14 protein-coding genes are annotated in these 15,255 nt (G+C 69.5%); 12 read left to right on the plus strand and 2 right to left on the minus strand.

Annotation, left to right across the window (positions count from 1 at the left end; translation table 11 throughout):
• Positions 1–6: 6 nt before the first annotated feature.
• Together QZH52_RS25055 and QZH52_RS25060 are read right to left on the minus strand one after the other, a co-directional pair.
• The gene (locus QZH52_RS25055) at positions 7–1,380 is read right to left on the minus strand and encodes an AmpG family muropeptide MFS transporter (protein WP_301813304.1); all 1,374 of its coding nucleotides are present in this window, start codon (positions 1,378–1,380) and stop codon (positions 7–9) included.
• 103 nt (positions 1,381–1,483) lie between these two features.
• Positions 1,484–2,257, minus strand: coding sequence for a DUF2652 domain-containing protein (locus tag QZH52_RS25060; RefSeq protein WP_301813330.1), 774 nt, complete (start codon positions 2,255–2,257; stop codon positions 1,484–1,486).
• 24 nt (positions 2,258–2,281) lie between these two features.
• Between QZH52_RS25060 and atzF the strand changes: the two genes are divergently transcribed.
• From atzF to QZH52_RS25120, 12 genes are all read left to right on the plus strand, one after another.
• A complete protein-coding gene (gene atzF, locus QZH52_RS25065; RefSeq protein ID WP_436411630.1) occupies positions 2,282–4,006 on the plus strand; it encodes an allophanate hydrolase in 1,725 nt (574 codons plus the stop codon).
• A gap of 33 nt (positions 4,007–4,039) precedes the next feature.
• Complete coding sequence (locus tag QZH52_RS25070) at positions 4,040–5,053, plus strand: ABC transporter substrate-binding protein (protein WP_301813305.1); 1,014 nt, start codon at positions 4,040–4,042, stop codon at positions 5,051–5,053.
• 4 nt (positions 5,054–5,057) lie between these two features.
• On the plus strand, positions 5,058–5,885 hold the full coding sequence (locus QZH52_RS25075) for an ABC transporter permease (RefSeq protein WP_286535038.1): 828 nt from the start codon (positions 5,058–5,060) through the stop codon (positions 5,883–5,885).
• Positions 5,882–6,715, plus strand: a complete 834-nt coding sequence (locus QZH52_RS25080) for an ABC transporter ATP-binding protein (protein WP_301813308.1) — start codon at positions 5,882–5,884, stop codon at positions 6,713–6,715. The genes QZH52_RS25075 and QZH52_RS25080 overlap by 4 nt, the downstream gene beginning before the upstream one ends.
• Before the next feature lie 10 nt (positions 6,716–6,725).
• On the plus strand, positions 6,726–6,932 hold the full coding sequence (locus tag QZH52_RS25085; protein ID WP_301813310.1) for a DUF4089 domain-containing protein: 207 nt from the start codon (positions 6,726–6,728) through the stop codon (positions 6,930–6,932).
• Positions 6,929–8,356: an AtzE family amidohydrolase gene (locus QZH52_RS25090; RefSeq protein ID WP_301813311.1), complete on the plus strand. Its 1,428-nt coding sequence runs from the start codon at positions 6,929–6,931 to the stop codon at positions 8,354–8,356. The genes QZH52_RS25085 and QZH52_RS25090 overlap by 4 nt, the downstream gene beginning before the upstream one ends.
• 189 nt (positions 8,357–8,545) lie before the next feature.
• Positions 8,546–9,661 (plus strand): BMP family ABC transporter substrate-binding protein, encoded by a 1,116-nt coding sequence (locus QZH52_RS25095; RefSeq protein WP_286521826.1) that lies wholly within the window; start codon positions 8,546–8,548, stop codon positions 9,659–9,661.
• Positions 9,662–9,692: 31 nt separating this feature from the next.
• Positions 9,693–10,772, plus strand: coding sequence for an ABC transporter permease (locus QZH52_RS25100; protein WP_301813313.1), 1,080 nt, complete (start codon positions 9,693–9,695; stop codon positions 10,770–10,772).
• Complete coding sequence (locus QZH52_RS25105) at positions 10,769–11,689, plus strand: ABC transporter permease (RefSeq protein WP_301813314.1); 921 nt, start codon at positions 10,769–10,771, stop codon at positions 11,687–11,689. Before QZH52_RS25100 ends, QZH52_RS25105 begins: the two co-directional genes overlap by 4 nt.
• A 20-nt stretch (positions 11,690–11,709) precedes the next feature.
• Positions 11,710–12,756, plus strand: a complete 1,047-nt coding sequence (locus tag QZH52_RS25110; RefSeq protein WP_301813315.1) for a formamidase — start codon at positions 11,710–11,712, stop codon at positions 12,754–12,756.
• Positions 12,753–13,451, plus strand: a complete 699-nt coding sequence (gene biuH, locus QZH52_RS25115; protein ID WP_301813316.1) for a biuret amidohydrolase — start codon at positions 12,753–12,755, stop codon at positions 13,449–13,451. The genes QZH52_RS25110 and biuH overlap by 4 nt, the downstream gene beginning before the upstream one ends.
• A 16-nt stretch (positions 13,452–13,467) precedes the next feature.
• Entirely contained in the window at positions 13,468–15,084 is a 1,617-nt protein-coding gene (locus QZH52_RS25120; RefSeq protein ID WP_301813317.1) for an ABC transporter ATP-binding protein, read from the plus strand.
• Positions 15,085–15,255: the final 171 nt, after the last annotated feature.

Below are 15,255 nucleotides of genomic sequence, written 5' to 3' on the forward strand. Positions count from 1 at the left end.
GCGCCATTATGGCGCCAATTCAGATCTTGGCGCAGATGTCTGGCCGGCGGTCTTGCCGTTCGCGGCCGCTCGCGATGCCAGTGCCACGAGCACAAGCACCGGCAGCCCCAGCGCTGCGGTGCCGATGAAGAACGCCTTGTAGCCGTAGGCATCGACGAAGACCCCCGAGTAGCCGGCGATGAATTTCGGCAGCAGCAGCATCAGCGAGCTGAAGAGGGCGTACTGGGTCGCCGAATAGCTGATGTTGGTCAGGCTCGACAGGTAGGCGATGAAGGCCGCCGAGGCGATGCCACCGGCCAGGTTGTCGGCCGACACCACCAGCACCAGCGCCGTGAGGTCGTGCCCGCGCGAGGCCAGCCCGGCGAACAGGAGGTTGCTGGCGGCGCTCAGCACTGCGCCCAGCATCAGCACCCGCATCACGCCCAGCTTCATGGACAGCACGCCGCCGACGAAGGCGCCGGCCAGCGTCATCACGACGCCATAGATCTTGCTGACCGTCGCGACCTCGTCCTTGGTGAAGCCCATGTCGACGTAGAACGGGTTGGCCATGATGCCCATCACGACGTCGCTGATGCGGTAGACCGCGATCAGCGACAGGATCAGCGCCGCCTGCCAGCGATAGCGGCGGATGAAGTCGGCGAACGGCTCGATCAGCACGCTCTGCAGCCATTCGCCGGCGTTCTTCGGTTTCGGCAGCGCGACGCGCACCGGTTCGGGCGACAGCAGCACCGTGACGACCCCGATCGCCATCGATGCCGCCATGACGAGGTAGGCGGTCTTCCAGGCGCCGTTCTGGTAGCCCGCGAGGCCGGGCAGCTCGGCCCAGGCAGCGACCCACAGCACGCCGGCGCCGGCCCAGATCATCGCCAGCCGGTAGCCGGTCTGGTAGCAGGCGGCCAGCGCGGCCTGCTTGCGGGTGGCGGCCGACTCGATGCGGAAGGCGTCCAGCGCGATGTCCTGGGTGGCAGAGCCGAAGGCCGTCAGCAGCGCGCACCAGACCAGCGGCGGCAGGCCGTCGCGCGGGTCGTTGAAGGCCATGCCGGCCAGGCCGGCGACCACCGCCAGCTGCGCCAGCAGCAGCCAGCCGCGACGGCGCCCGAGCAGGGTGGTCAGCGGCGGTATGGGCAGGCGGTCGACCAGCGGCGCCCAGACCCACTTGAAGCCGTAGGCGAGGCCGACCCAGCTCAGGAAACCGATGGTCGAGCGGTCGACGCCGGCTTCGCGCAGCCGGAAGCTCAGCGTGCCCAGCACCAGCAGCAGCGGCAGGCCGGCCGAGAAGCCGAGCGCCAGCATCCGCAGCGAGGCGGGTTCGAGATAGACCTTGAGCGCATCGCGCCAGGGCAGGGAAGGAGGGGCTTCGGCAGCCTGGGGTGCGGACATTCGGGTGCGGAGGTTGAGGCCTCGCATTATTCCCGCATGCGCGGGGGCGGCTGCGGGACCGAAGCCTTTCTCCGGTGGGCCTTCGCGCCTGGCGAAGCGCTTTTCATGTGGGGGAAGCGGTGACCGTGGCCTTCGCCTCGGCCAGGTACGGCGCCATCGAATGGTGCCGATACGCCACTTCCCCGATCTCGTCGTAGCTGCAGTTTCCGCACTCGAACGACGAGGCCGTCGCGGTGCCGTCGGCCAGCTGGTTCAGCGTCTCCTCGCTCACCAGCAGGTACTCGGACTCGGGCACCTGATTCTTCAACAGCCGGTGCGCGACGATGATGCTCTTGCCGATGAATTTCGAATGTCCCTTGACCTGCATGGTCTTGGCTGGTCCGCAATGGGCGACGAACTTGAGCGACAGGCAATGGACGCTGGAACACGCGCCGCACGTGCAGGTGCGCAAGATCTCGATCCGCTTGATGTGTGAATGGAAGTCCACGAACATCTTCCGTGCCTGCGCCAGAAGCTCGTCCAGCGACGGCGGCGCACCGGGACGAACGAACAGCACCGCGTCGCCTTCGAACTCGGACACCTCCAGCCCGAGCTGGTTGGCGTCCACGATCAGCTCCAGCAGTTCCTGGATGATGTGCTGGCTATGGCTCACTTCGGTCTCGGTCACGAACTTCGTGAAACCGCTGATGTCCGGGATGAAGAAAAGCACGTTGTCGGGATTTGCTGTCGCCACGCTCGCTCCAAGGATTTGCGTCATCGCATTCAACCACGCGCCCGCGCAGGCCAGGCGCGGCCACCACAAGACCCCGAAGGCAGCCACGACTAAGGTTGCCGCGCGCCGGTAGCGGCTGCGGCTGGCACATCCTTTGCAAGGCATCTTGTACACAAGACAGGATGCTTGATGATGGTGCATGAACAGGCGGTGCGTCCGGGCGATGCCGGGCCGCGGGTGGAAGGACGGGCGAGTGCGGCGTGGATCACGCGGCTCGCGTCGCCGCTGGCCGGTGCCGGCGCGGGGCCGCTGGCCGGCCTGCGCTTTGCCGCCAAGGACAACATCGACGTCGCCGGCGTGCCGACCACGGCGGCCTGCCTCGCCTTCGCCCGCACGCCGACCGCCCACGCCCACGTGGTGCAGCGCCTGCTCGACGCCGGTGCGTCGCTGCTCGGCAAGACCAACCTCGACCAGTTCGCCTGCGGCCTGAACGGCACCCGCTCGCCCTACGGGCCGGTGCCCAACAGCTTCGATCCGCGCTATGTCTCGGGCGGGTCGAGTTCGGGGTCGGCCTATGTGGTGGCCACCGCGCAGGCCGACTTCGCGCTCGGCACCGACACCGCGGGCTCGGGCCGGGTGCCGGCCGGGCTCAACAACATCGTCGGCATCAAGCCCTCGCGCGGCCTGCTCAGCGCCCGCGGCGTGGTGCCGGCGGCGCAGAGCGTCGACTGCGTCTCGATCTTCGCCCGCACGGTGGCGGTGGCGGCCCGGGTGCTGCAGGCGGCGATGGGCTTCGACCCCGAGGACCCCTACGGCCGCAGCCTGGCGCTCGCCACCGCGCCGCTGCCCGCGGGCTTCCGCTTCGGCGTGCCTTCGACGCTGAACTTCTTCGGCGATACGCTGTCGCGGGCGGCCTTCGAGCAGGCCGTCGGCCAGCTGTGCGTGCTTGGCGGCGAACCGATCGAGATCGACTATCGGCCGCTGGCCGAAGCCGCGGCGCTGCTCTACGACAGTGCGCTGGTCGCCGAGCGCTACGCCGCTGTGCGCGGGTTCTTCGACACCCACGAGGCCGAGGTAGTGGAGCCGGTGCGCAGCATCCTGGCGCAGGGCCGCGCCTACAGCGCCGCCGATTTCGTCGATGCCCGCACCCGGCTGCATGCGCTGGGCCAGCAGGCCGCGGCGATGTGGAACGACATCGACGTGCTGGCGGTGCCGACGGCGCCGGCCCACTACACGATCGAGGCGATGCAGGCCGACCCGGTGATGCTCAATCGCAACCTGGGCGAATACACCAACTTCGTGAACCTGCTCGACTACGCGGCGATCTCGGTGCCGGCCAGCTTGCGCGCCGACGGCCTGCCCTTCGGCATCACGCTGATCGGCCGCGCCGGCAGCGACTTCCAGCTGGCCGAGCTGGGCCAGCGCTTCCACCACGCCACCGGGCTGCCGCTCGGCGCGACCCGCGAGCCGCTGCCCGCGATCGAGCCGCTGCCGCTGGTCGCGGCGCCGCCCACGGTGCAGGTCGCGGTGGTCGGCGCCCACCTGTCGGGCATGCCGCTCAACAGCCAGCTCACCGAGCGCGGCGCCCGGCTGGTCGCCGCCACCCACACCTCGCCAGACTACCGCCTCTATGCATTGCCAGGCACCGTGCCGCCCAAGCCCGGCCTGCTGCGTGTGGCGGCCGGCGAGGGCGCGGCGATCGCACTCGAGATCTGGGAGATGCCGCTCGCGCACTACGGCAGCTTCGTCGCCCTGATCCCGGCGCCGCTCGGCATCGGCAGCCTGCGGCTGGCCGACGGCCGCAGCGTCCAGGGCTTCGTCTGCGAGGCGCTGGCGGTGGCCGGCGCCGACGACATCACCGCGCTCGGCGGCTGGCGCGCCTACATCGCGGCGCGCAGCGCAGCGGCTACCTGAATCTCTTCGTCAATCTTTCATCCGGAGTACGCCATGGCCCTCAGCAAGAAACCCCTGACCCTCGCCACCCCGGCCTCGCGGCGGCAGCTGCTGCAGGCCGGCGCGGCCGGCCTGGCCGTGCTCGCCGCGCCTGCGATCGTGCGGGCCCAGGGCGCACCGAAGATCCGCATCGGCTACTGGCCGATCGCGGCCGGCCTGCCTTTCTACTCGGCCGTCGAGCTGGGCTACTTCAAGGCCGCGGGCCTCGACGTCGAGGTGCAGCGCTACGCCGGCGCGCAACAGATCATGGAGGCGATGCTGGCCGACCGCTGCGACGGCAGCGCCAACGGCACCGGCTCGGCCAACATCGCGATCGGCGAGATTGCGGCGCCGGGCAGCTTCAAGATCTTCTGCTCCAACCCCAGCAACGTGAAGAACGTGCTCGACCAGGTGCTGGTGCCGACCGCCAGCACCGCCAAGGTCATGGCCGACCTCAAGGGCAAGCGGGTCGCCTCGGGCCCGGGCATCCAGAACGTGACGCTGGCCAAGGCGGTGCTCGAGCGCGGCGGCGCCACCGGCGCCACGGTGGTCGAGCTGCCGATCGGCCAGCATGTGGCAGCGCTCGCCGCCGGCCAGGTCGACGGCTGCTACACGCTGGAGCCGACCGGCACCATCGGCCGCCTCAATGGCAGCACGCGGGTGCTCGAGGCCGGCGTGATCGCCAAGTACGTGCTCGGCGATCCGATGGCACCGTGGTTCGGCGGCTCGGCCTCGCTGACCTCGGCGCTGATCAAGAAGAACCCCGAGGCGGCGAAGAAGTTCATCGGCGCCTACGGCCAGGGCGTGGCCTTCGTGCGCAGCAAGCCGGCCGATGCGCGCCAGTACCTCAAGGGCTACACCGCGATCGAGGGCCCGCTGACCGGCGAGGTGCCGCTGGCGGCCTACACCATGTACAACGAGTTCACACCCGGCGACATCGCCTACTTCCAGAAGTTCTTCGACCTGTTCTCGGACAAGGGCATCTTCTCGTCGCGCCTGATGGTCGACTCGATTCTCTACAAGGGCTGAGGCCATGAGCACGCCTTCATCAGCGGCGCCCTGGTCGCCTCCGGCTGCCAACGCTGCCGCCTCCGCGCCGCCGCGCGAATCGCACTGGGTCAAGGCGCTGCCCTTCATCGGCCCGGTGGTGCTGTTCATCGTGTGGGACCTGGTGGTGCGCTTCGGGCTCATCAAGGCCATCTTGCTGCCGATGCCGGGCGCCACGCTGCAGACGCTGCTGTCGGGCCTGGCCGGCGGCGCGCTGCTGGGCGACTTCGCGGTCACGGTCTGGCGCACGCTGCAGGCCTTCCTGATCGCCGCCGTCGTCGGCGTACCGCTGGGCGTGCTGCTCGGCAGCAACGAGCGGGCCTACCGCAGCGTCGAGTTCCTGATCGACTTCTTCCGCTCCACGCCCTCGTCGGCGCTGATCCCGCTGTTCCTCATGATCTTCGGCGTCTCGGACGTCAACAAGGTGGCGATCGCGGCCTTCGGCGCCTTGCTGATCGTGGTCTTCAACAGCGCCTACGGCGTGATGAACGCGCGCAAGCAGCGGGTCATGGCGGCCAAGGTGATGGGGGCCTCGCGCTGGCAGATCTTCCGCGACGTGCTGGTCTGGGAAAGCCTGCAGCCGACCTTCGTCGGCCTGCGCTCGGCGGTCTCGATGGCGCTGGTGATCGTGATCGTGGCCGAGATGTTCATCGGCTCCGACAGCGGCCTCGGCCATCGCATCATCAACTCGCAGCAGGTGATGAACGTCAAGGACATGTACGCCTCGATCATCGCGGCGGGCGCGCTGGGCTATGCGCTCAACATCCTTTTCCTCGTGGCCGAGCGCCGCATCGTGCACTGGAGCGGAAGATGAGAGCCACCGTCGAGAACGTCATCAACGGCCCGGTCTATGCCGACGTGCCGAAGCCGGCCTTCGTCCCGGGCCCTGCCGGCACCCACATCACGATCCGCGGGCTGACCAAGTACTTCGCCGGCTGGCCGCTGTACGAGAACTTCGACCTCGACATCCCGAAGCAGAAGATCGTCTCGGTGTTCGGCCCCAACGGCTGCGGCAAGTCGACCCTGATCAACATGATCGCCGGCCTGATCCCGATCGACTCGGGCGAGATCCTGTTCGACGGCAAGTCGCTCAAGGACACCAAGATCGGCTACGTGTTCCAGAACTACCGCGAGGCGATGTTCCCGTGGATGCGGACCATCGACAACATCGCCTATCCGCTCAAGCTCGAAGGCCGCTCCAAGGCCGAGGTCGATCGCCGCATGGAAGAGCTGGTGGCCTCCTTCGACGTCAAGTTCGACCTCAAGCGCTATCCCTACGAACTCTCGGGCGGCCAGCAGCAGACGGCATCGATCATGCGGGCGCTGGCGCCGAACCCCGAGGTGCTGTTCCTCGACGAGCCCTTCTCGGCGCTCGACTTCGAGATGACCCTCTTCATCCGCGAGAAGCTGCAGGAGGTGTTCATGAAGACCGGCACCACGATGCTGCTGGTGTCGCACGACCTCGAGGAAGCGGTGTATCTCGCCGACCAGGTGCTGCTGCTGACCAAGCGGCCGACCAGGGTGGCCGAGATCCTCGACTACCGCGACCAGCGCCCGCGCACGCTCGAGACCTTGAGCTCCGCCAGCTTCGTGGCCATGAAGAAACTCAGCCTGGAGATCTTCCAGCGCGAAGTACGCCGCTAGGAGACCCGCCATGACACCTTCGGAGATCGAAGCCTATGTCGATGCATCGGCGGCCGCGCTCGGCCTGAAGCTCAGGTCCGACCAGCGGCCCGGCGTGCTGCGCTACTTCGCGCTGGCGGCCGAGTTCGCCGCGCTGGTCGATGCCGTGCCGCTCAGCGAGCGCGACGAGCCGGCGCTGAGCTTTGCGCCGGTGTCGCCGCGGGAGAAAGAGCAATGAGCGCCTCTGATCTGCTGCGCCAGGATGCTTCCGCGATGGCCGACGCGGTGCGCGGCAACGTGGTCAGCGCGGTGGCGCTGGTGCAGGCCAGCCTGGACCGTATCGAGGCCACCGATCGCCGCGTGAATGCCTTCACCGCGGTGCTGCGCGAGCGGGCGCTGCGGCGCGCGGCGCAGGTCGATGCCTCGCTGGCCTCGGCCAACGGCCCGCGAACGCGCGAACTGCCGCTGCTGGGCGTGCCCTTCGCGGTCAAGAACCTGTTCGACATCGCCGGACTCACGACCCTCGCGGGCTCCAAGATCGAGCGCGAGCACACGCCCCCGCGCGACGACGCGGCCTTGGTGCGGCGGCTCGAGAGTGCCGGCGCGGTGCTGGTCGGCGCGCTCAACATGGACGAGTACGCCTACGGCTTCACGACCGAGAACACTCACGTCGGTCCCTGCCACAACCCGCACGACCTGACCCGCATTGCGGGCGGCTCGTCGGGCGGTTCGGGCGCCGCGGTCGCTGCCGGCCAAGTGCCGCTCACGCTGGGATCCGACACCAACGGCTCGATCCGCGTGCCCTCGTCGCTGTGCGGCGTGTTCGGGCTCAAGCCCACGTTCGGGCGGCTGCCGCGCACCGGCAGCTTCCCGTTCGTCTCCAGCCTCGACCACCTGGGGCCGTTCGCGCGTTCGGCGCGCGACCTGGCCCTGGCCTACGACGCGATGCAGGGCCCTGAGGGCCGCGGCCCGCACGATCCGGGCTGCGCGCAGCGGGCGGTCGAGCCGGTCGGCGCGGCGCTGGCGTTGGGCACGCAGGGCCTGCGCATCGGCGTGCTCGGCGGCTACTTCCGCCAGCATGCGCAGCCCGAGGCGCTGACCGCGGTCGATGCCGTGGCCCAGGCGCTGGGCGCCAGCCGCACGGTCGAGTTGCCGATGGTCGAGGCCGGCCGGGCGGCGGCCTTCCTGATCACCAATTCCGAAGGCGCGGCGCTGCACCTGCCCGACCTGCGCCGCCGCGCGCAGGACTTCGAGCCGCTGTCGCGCGACCGCTTCCTCGCCGGCGCGCTGCTGCCGGCCGCGTGGGTGGCGCGCGCGCAGCGGGTGCGGCGGCTCTATGCCGAGCAGGTGGCGCGGGTGTTCGAGCAGTACGACGTCCTGCTGGCCGCCGCGACGCCCTCGGCGGCGACGCCGATCGGCGCCGAGTTCTTCGAGATCAACGGCCACCGGCTGCCGGTGCGGCCCAACATGGGCCTGCTGACCCAGCCGATCTCGTGCATCGGGCTGCCGGTTTGCGCGGTGCCGGTCTGGGGCGCCCACCCCGACCTGCCGATCGGGGTCCAGGTGATCGCCGCGCCCTGGCGCGAAGACCTGGTGCTGCGGGTGGCCGCGGCGCTCGAATCCGCCGGGCTCGTGCATGCGCCCGTGGCGGCGCTGGCCTGACATGCGAAGCGCCCCGCGAGCACAAAGACGGGGCGCCGGGGCCGCGGTGGCGCGCGCGCCGCACAAGGCTGGCGCGCCGCAGGCTGATTTGGCCGCCCAAGCGCTGGTACGGTTTATGCACACCATCTTGTATCCAAGACAGGACATCCCGGCCCCTTGATTCCTCACCCATCACCTGGAGTAAGCACCATGAGCCAGTTCAACCGTCGCGATTCCCTCAAGTCCCTGGCCGCCCTGGCCTCCGCCACCACGCTGGGCGGCTGGAGCGCGCTGGCCAATGCCCAGAAGCCGCTGACCGTCGGCGTGATCTACGTCGGCCCGCGCGACGACTACGGCTACAACCAGTCGCATGCGCTGGCGGCGGCCGAGCTCAAGAAGATGCCGGGCCTCAAGGTGGTCGAGGAAGAGAACGTGCCCGAGACCGCGGCGGTGCAGAAGACCATGACCGGGATGATCTCGCAGGACGGCGCCAAGCTGCTGTTCCCGACCTCGTTCGGCTACTTCGATCCGCACATCCTGGCCGTGGCGCCGAAGAATCCCGACGTTCGCTTCTCGCACTGCGGCGGCATGTGGACCGAGGGCAAGCACCCGAAGAACGTCGGCAGCTTCTTCGGCTACATCGACGAGTGCCAGTTCCTCAATGGCGTGATCGCCGGCCACATGACCAAGAGCAACAAGATCGCCTTCGTCGCCGCCAAGCCGATCCCGCAGGTGCTGCGCAACATCAACGCCTTCACGCTCGGTGCGCGCTCGGTCAAGCCGGGCATCACCTGCAGCGTGATCTTCACGGGCGACTGGTCGATGGCGGTGAAGGAGGCCGAGGCCACGAACAGCCTGGCCGACCAGGGCTGCGACGTCTTCACGATGCACGTCGACGGCCCCAAGGTGGTGGTCGAGACGGCGGCCAAGCGCGGCAAGATGGTCTGCGGCTACCACGCCAGCCAGGCCAAGCTGGCGCCCAATGCCTACCTGACCGGCGCCGAATGGAACTGGATCACGGCCTACAAGACCATCGTCGACGCGGCCCAGGCCGACAAGCCGCATCCGAACTTCCTGCGCGGCGGCCTCAAGGAAGGCTACGTGAAGATGTCGCCCTACGGCGCCATGGTGACCGACGCGGCGAAGAAGAACGCCGACGACATCAAGGCCAAGATGCTGGCGGGCAGCTTCGACATCTTCACCGGCGGGCTCAAGGACAACAAGGGCGTGGTCGTGATCCCGGCCGGCAAGGCACTCAAGCAGACCGACCTCGAACTGGAAAAGATGAACTACCTCGTCGAAGGCGTGGTGGGCTCGGTCGGCTGACCGGCGACCGCTTTCACCCCGCGAGCCGACGATGCGCAACGCATTGAAAGAGATCGCGCTGCCGGTGTTCGCCATTGCGGCGGCACTGCTGCTCTTCGGCGTCTTCGTCTGGTTCGCCGGCGTGAGTCCGCTGGAGGTCTGGGTCATCCTCTTCAAGGGAGCCTTCGGCGACTGGTTCTCGTGGCAGAACACGCTGCAGCGCGCCGCGCCGCTGATGCTGACCGCGCTGTGCGTCGCGATTCCGGCGCGCGCCGGGCTGGTGATCATCGGCGGCGAGGGCGCGCTGGTGCTCGGCGGGCTGGCCGCCGCGGCGCTGCCCTATGCGCTGCCGCTGCCTGCGAACCTCGTCGGCACGCTGGCCCTGTGCGTGGCCGGCGCCATGGCCGGCGCCGCCTGGATCGCGCTGGCGGGCTGGCTGCGCCAGTACCGCGGCATCAACGAGACCATCAGCAGCCTGCTGCTGGCCTACATCGCGATCGGGCTCTTCAAGCACCTGGTCGAGGGCGTGCTGCGCGATCCGGCCAGCCTCAACAAGCCGGCCACGCGCTCGATCGCCGAGGGCCTGGGGATCGGCGGCATCGGCGGCTCCGACGTGCACTGGGGGCTGGTGATCGGCATCGTCGCCTGCCTGGTCTCCGGACTCTGGCTGCGCGCCACCGCATCGGGATTCTCGGTGCGGGTGGTCGGCGGCAATCCGCGCACCGCGCAATTGGTGGGCCTGCCGGCCAGCGGGCTGATCCTGACCGCCTGCGGGATCGGCGGCGCCTGCGCGGGCGTGGCCGGTGCGGTCGAGGTGGCAGCGGTCCACACCAACGCCAACGCCTCGCTGATCGCGGGCTATGGCTATGCCGGCATCCTGGTGTCCTTCATTGCGCGCCACAACCCGGTGGCGGTGATCCCGGTGGCGATCCTGTTCGGCGGCTTCGGCGCCGCGGGCAGCCTGCTGCAGCGCCGCCTCGGCCTGCCCGATGCCTCGGTGCTGGTGCTGCAGGGCATGGCCTTCGTGCTGATCCTCGCCAGCGAAGGGCTGCGCATGATCGACTGGAAGACGCTGCTGAAGAACCGCATGCCGCGCGCCGTGCAGCCGCGCATGACCAAGGAAGCCACATGACCGCCGACCAGTGGATCGCGCTCGTGGCGGGGATCGTCGGGGGCGCCTTGCGCGTCGGCGCGCCGTTCCTCTTCGTCAGCCTCGGCGAGTGCCTGACCGAGAAGTCCGGCCGCATCAACCTCGGCCTCGAAGGCGTGCTGGTGCTCTCGGCGATGGCGTCCTTCGGCGGTTCCTGGCTCACCGGCTCGGCCTGGCTCGGCGTGCTGATCGGCGGCGCCGCGGGCGCGCTGCTCGCGCTGCTGCACGGCCTCTTGTGCTCGCTCGACCGCGTCAACGACGTCGCCACCGGCATCGCGCTGATGCTGTTCGGCACCGGCCTGGCCTTCTATCTGGGCAAGCCGCTGATCCAGCCGCAGGCCCCGCAGCTGCCCGCGATCCCGCTCGGCGACTGGAGCGACAACCCGGTGATCCGCTCGGCGCTGCAGGTCAACTCGCTGGTGCCGGTCGGCATCGTGCTGGCGGTGTTCCTGTGGTGGGGCTTCGCGCGCACCCGCGCCGGCCTGCTGGTGCGCATGGCGGGCGATTCGGCCAATGCGACGCGGGCGCTCGGCTACTCGGTGGCCGGCCTGCGCATCGCGGCCACCACCGCGGGCGGCTTCATCGCCGGGCTCGGCGGCGCCTCGCTCACGCTGTTCTATCCGGGCAGCTGGAACGAGGGCATATCGAGCGGGCAGGGCCTGATCGCGGTGGCGCTGGTGATCTTCGCGCGCTGGAGCCCGCTGCGCTGCATCGGCGCGGCGCTGCTGTTCGGCGGCGCCGGCGCGATCGGGCCGGCCCTGCAATCGATCGGCGTCGGCTGGGGCTACCACCTCTTCAACACCGTGCCCTACGTGCTCACGCTGGTGATCCTGGTGCTGACCTGCAAGCCGGGCAGCGTGGCGGTCGGCAGCCCGGGCGAACTGTCGTCCACGCGATGAACACACAAGGAAACTGATCGATGAGCGGTCTCGGTGGTCTCAACAAATCGGCGCACGGCGTGGTCGTCGGCCTGGTGCAGCTGCAGCTGCCGGTGGTCAAGACCGCGGCCGACCTGGCGGCGCAGACCCGGCGCATCTGCGAGCTGGTCGCCAAGGCGCGCCGCAACCAGAGCACGATGGATCTGGTCGTGTTCCCCGAGTACGCGCTGCACGGCCTGTCGATGGACACCTCGCCCGAGATCATGTGCTCGCTCGACGGCCCCGAGGTCGCGGCCTTCCGGCAGGCCTGCGTCGACAACCGGATCTGGGGCTGCTTCTCGATCATGGAAGCCAACCCCGAGGGCAACCCGTACAACAGCGGCCTGGTCATCGACGACCACGGCGCCATCCGGCTCTACTACCGCAAGATGCATCCGTGGGTGCCGGTCGAGCCCTGGGAGCCGGGCAACCTCGGCATTCCGGTGTGCGACGGGCCCAACGGCAGCAAGCTGGCGCTGATCATCTGCCACGACGGCATGCTGCCCGAGATGGCGCGCGAGGCCGCGTACAAGGGGGCCGAGATCATCATCCGCACAGCGGGCTACACGGCCCCGATCCGTCACGCCTGGAGCGTCACCAACCAGGCCAATGCCTTCTGCAACCTGGCGTATACGGCGAGCGTCTGCATGTGCGGCAGCGACGGCACCTTCGACTCGATGGGCGAAGCCATGTTCTGCAACTTCGACGGCACCGTGCTGGTCGAGGGCGGTGGCCGGCCCGACGAGATCGTCACGGCCGAACTGCGGCCCGACCTGGTGCGCGAGGCCCGCATCGGCTGGGGCGTCGAGAACAACATCTACCAGCTCTATCACCGCGGCTACGTGGCGGTGAAGGGCGGCGCGCAGGACTGCCCCTACACCTACATGCGGGACATGGCGGCCGGCCGCTACCGGCTGCCCTGGGGCGAGCAGGTCAAGGTCACCGACGGCAGCGGCTTCGGCTTCGCGGCGCCGGTCCGCAGCTACAAGGGCCCGGAGGTGCATCCCCTGGTGCCGCAGGCGCCGCTGACACCGGATTCATCGTCATGAGCACCACCTACGTTTCCGCCGACCCCTACCGCTGGCCCTACAACGGCGCGCTCCGGCCCGACAACACGGCGCTGATCGTGATCGACATGCAGACCGATTTCTGCGGCAAGGGCGGCTATGTCGACGTGATGGGCTACGACCTGTCGCTGGTGCAGGCGCCGATCGAGCCGATCGCACGCACGCTGGCGCGGCTGCGGCCGCTCGGCTTCCACATCATCCACACGCGCGAAGGGCATCGCCCCGACCTCGCCGACCTGCCGGCCAACAAGCGCTGGCGCTCGCGGCAGATCGGCGCCGGCGGCGTGGGCATCGGCGATGACGGCCCGTGCGGACGGATCCTGGTGCGCGGCGAGCCGGGCTGGGAGATCATCCCGGCGCTGGCGCCGCTGGCCGGCGAGGTGGTGATCGACAAGCCCGGCAAAGGTTCGTTCTATGCGACCGACCTCGAACTGGTGCTGCGTACACGCGGCATCGAGAACCTGATCCTGGCCGGCATCACGACCGACGTCTGCGTCCACACCACGATGCGCGACGCCAACGACCGCGGCTTCGAATGCCTGCTGCTGTCGGACTGCACCGCGGCCACCGACCACGGCAACCACCTGGCGGCGCTGAAGATGATCACGATGCAGGGCGGCGTGTTCGGCGCCCATGCGACGTCGGCGGCGCTGCTCCACGCGCTGCCCGCCCAGTAGAACGGAGAGCCGCACGATGATCGCACCGGTCCACCCCGCGCCCGCCGCCACCGGCGCGCTGGCGCTCGACACCTACGAGCTGACCAAGCGCTTCGGCAGCTTCACCGCGATGGACCGCGTGACCATGCACGTGGCGCCCGGCACGGTGCACGCGCTGCTCGGCGAGAACGGCGCCGGCAAGAGCACGCTGGTGAAGTGCGTGGCCGGCTTCCAGCGCGCCGAGGAGGGCGCGATCCTGATCGACGGCCGCGAGCAGGACATCGCCAACCCGGTGGTGGCGCGCATGCTCGGCATCGGCATGGTCTACCAGCACTTCACGCTGGCCCCTGGCATGACGGTGGCCGAGAACCTGCTGCTGGCCGGCGGCAAGACGCCGGCGCTGATCGACTGGAAGCGCAAGCGCGCCGAACTCAAGGATTTCCTCGCGACCACGCCCTTCAGCCTCGACCTCGACGTGCGGCCCTCGGAGCTCGCGGCCGGCGAGAAGCAGAAGCTCGAACTGCTGAAGCAGCTCTACCTGAAGCCGCGTCTGCTGATCCTCGACGAGCCGACCTCGGTGCTGACGCCGCAGGAGGCCGACGAGGTGCTGGGCCATGTGCGCGAGTTCGCGAAGAGCGGTCTGTGCACGGTGCTGATCATCACCCACAAGTTCCGCGAGGTGATGGCCTATGCCGACAGCGTCACGGTGCTGCGGCGCGGCAAGGCGGTGCACCACTGCCAGGTGGCCGACACCAACCCGGCGCGGCTCGCGGCGGCGATGATGGGCGAAGGCGAGGCGCCGCCGCCTGCCGAAGGCGATACTGCCGCGCCGACCGGCCGTGCGCTGCACGCGATGCAGCCGACCGCGGCCAACGCTGCCATTGCGCTGCAGGTCGAGGGTCTGCGAGCGCTGGGCGACCGTGGCACGCTGGCGGTGCACGACCTGAGCCTGTCGGTGCGCTCGGGCGAGATCCTCGGCGTCGCGGGTGTGTCGGGCAACGGCCAGCGCGAGTTGGTGGAGGCCCTGGTCGGCCAGCGGCCGCGGCTCGCGGGACGTGTCACCGTGATGGGCGAGCCCTACGAGGCCAGGCGCGAGGAGAACCGTCGCCTCAAGGTCCGGAGCCTGCCCGAGGAGCCGCTGCGCAACGCCTGCGTCGGCGACCTCAGCGTCGCCGAGAACATGGCGCTGCGCGACTTCGACCAGCCGCCGCTGGCCTGGCCGGCGTTCGGTGCCGACGTGCTGAACTTCCCGCTGTGGCGCAGCCGGGCCCGCGAGTGGATCGCCGAGTACGGCGTCAAGACCCAGGGCGAGGGCGCGCCGATTCGCAGCCTGTCGGGCGGCAACGTGCAGCGCGCGGTGCTGGCGCGCGAGTTGGCCGGTGACATCAACGTGCTGATCGCGGCCAATCCGGTGTTCGGGCTGGACTTCGCGGCGGTGGCGGAAATCCACAGCCGCATCGTGCAGGTGCGGGCACGCGGGGGTGCGGTGCTGCTGATCAGCGAGGACCTCGACGAACTGCTGGAGATGGCGGACCGGATCGTGGTGATGAGCGAGGGGCGGGTGGTTTACGAGACGGATGCGTCTACCGCTGAGCGTCATGTCCTGGGTGCGCACATGGGTGGGGGCGATCATCATTTGCCGGTGGCGGCATGAGGACTTCCTGGTCTTCGGGGCGGGCGCCCGGCACGCGGTACGGGCCGAACGACCCCACTACGCCGGCCCTTCGGGCTTCCTTGCGGTGCTCGCTTCAGGCGGGGTCCGCGCAAACTCGCTGCGCTCAAACACGCGCGGCCCTTTTTCCGCCTGAAGCTGCGCTCCTCAGCG

Origin of the sequence: Variovorax ginsengisoli (assembly GCF_030486595.1) — a bacterium.
Classification (GTDB): domain Bacteria; phylum Pseudomonadota; class Gammaproteobacteria; order Burkholderiales; family Burkholderiaceae_C; genus Variovorax; species Variovorax ginsengisoli_B.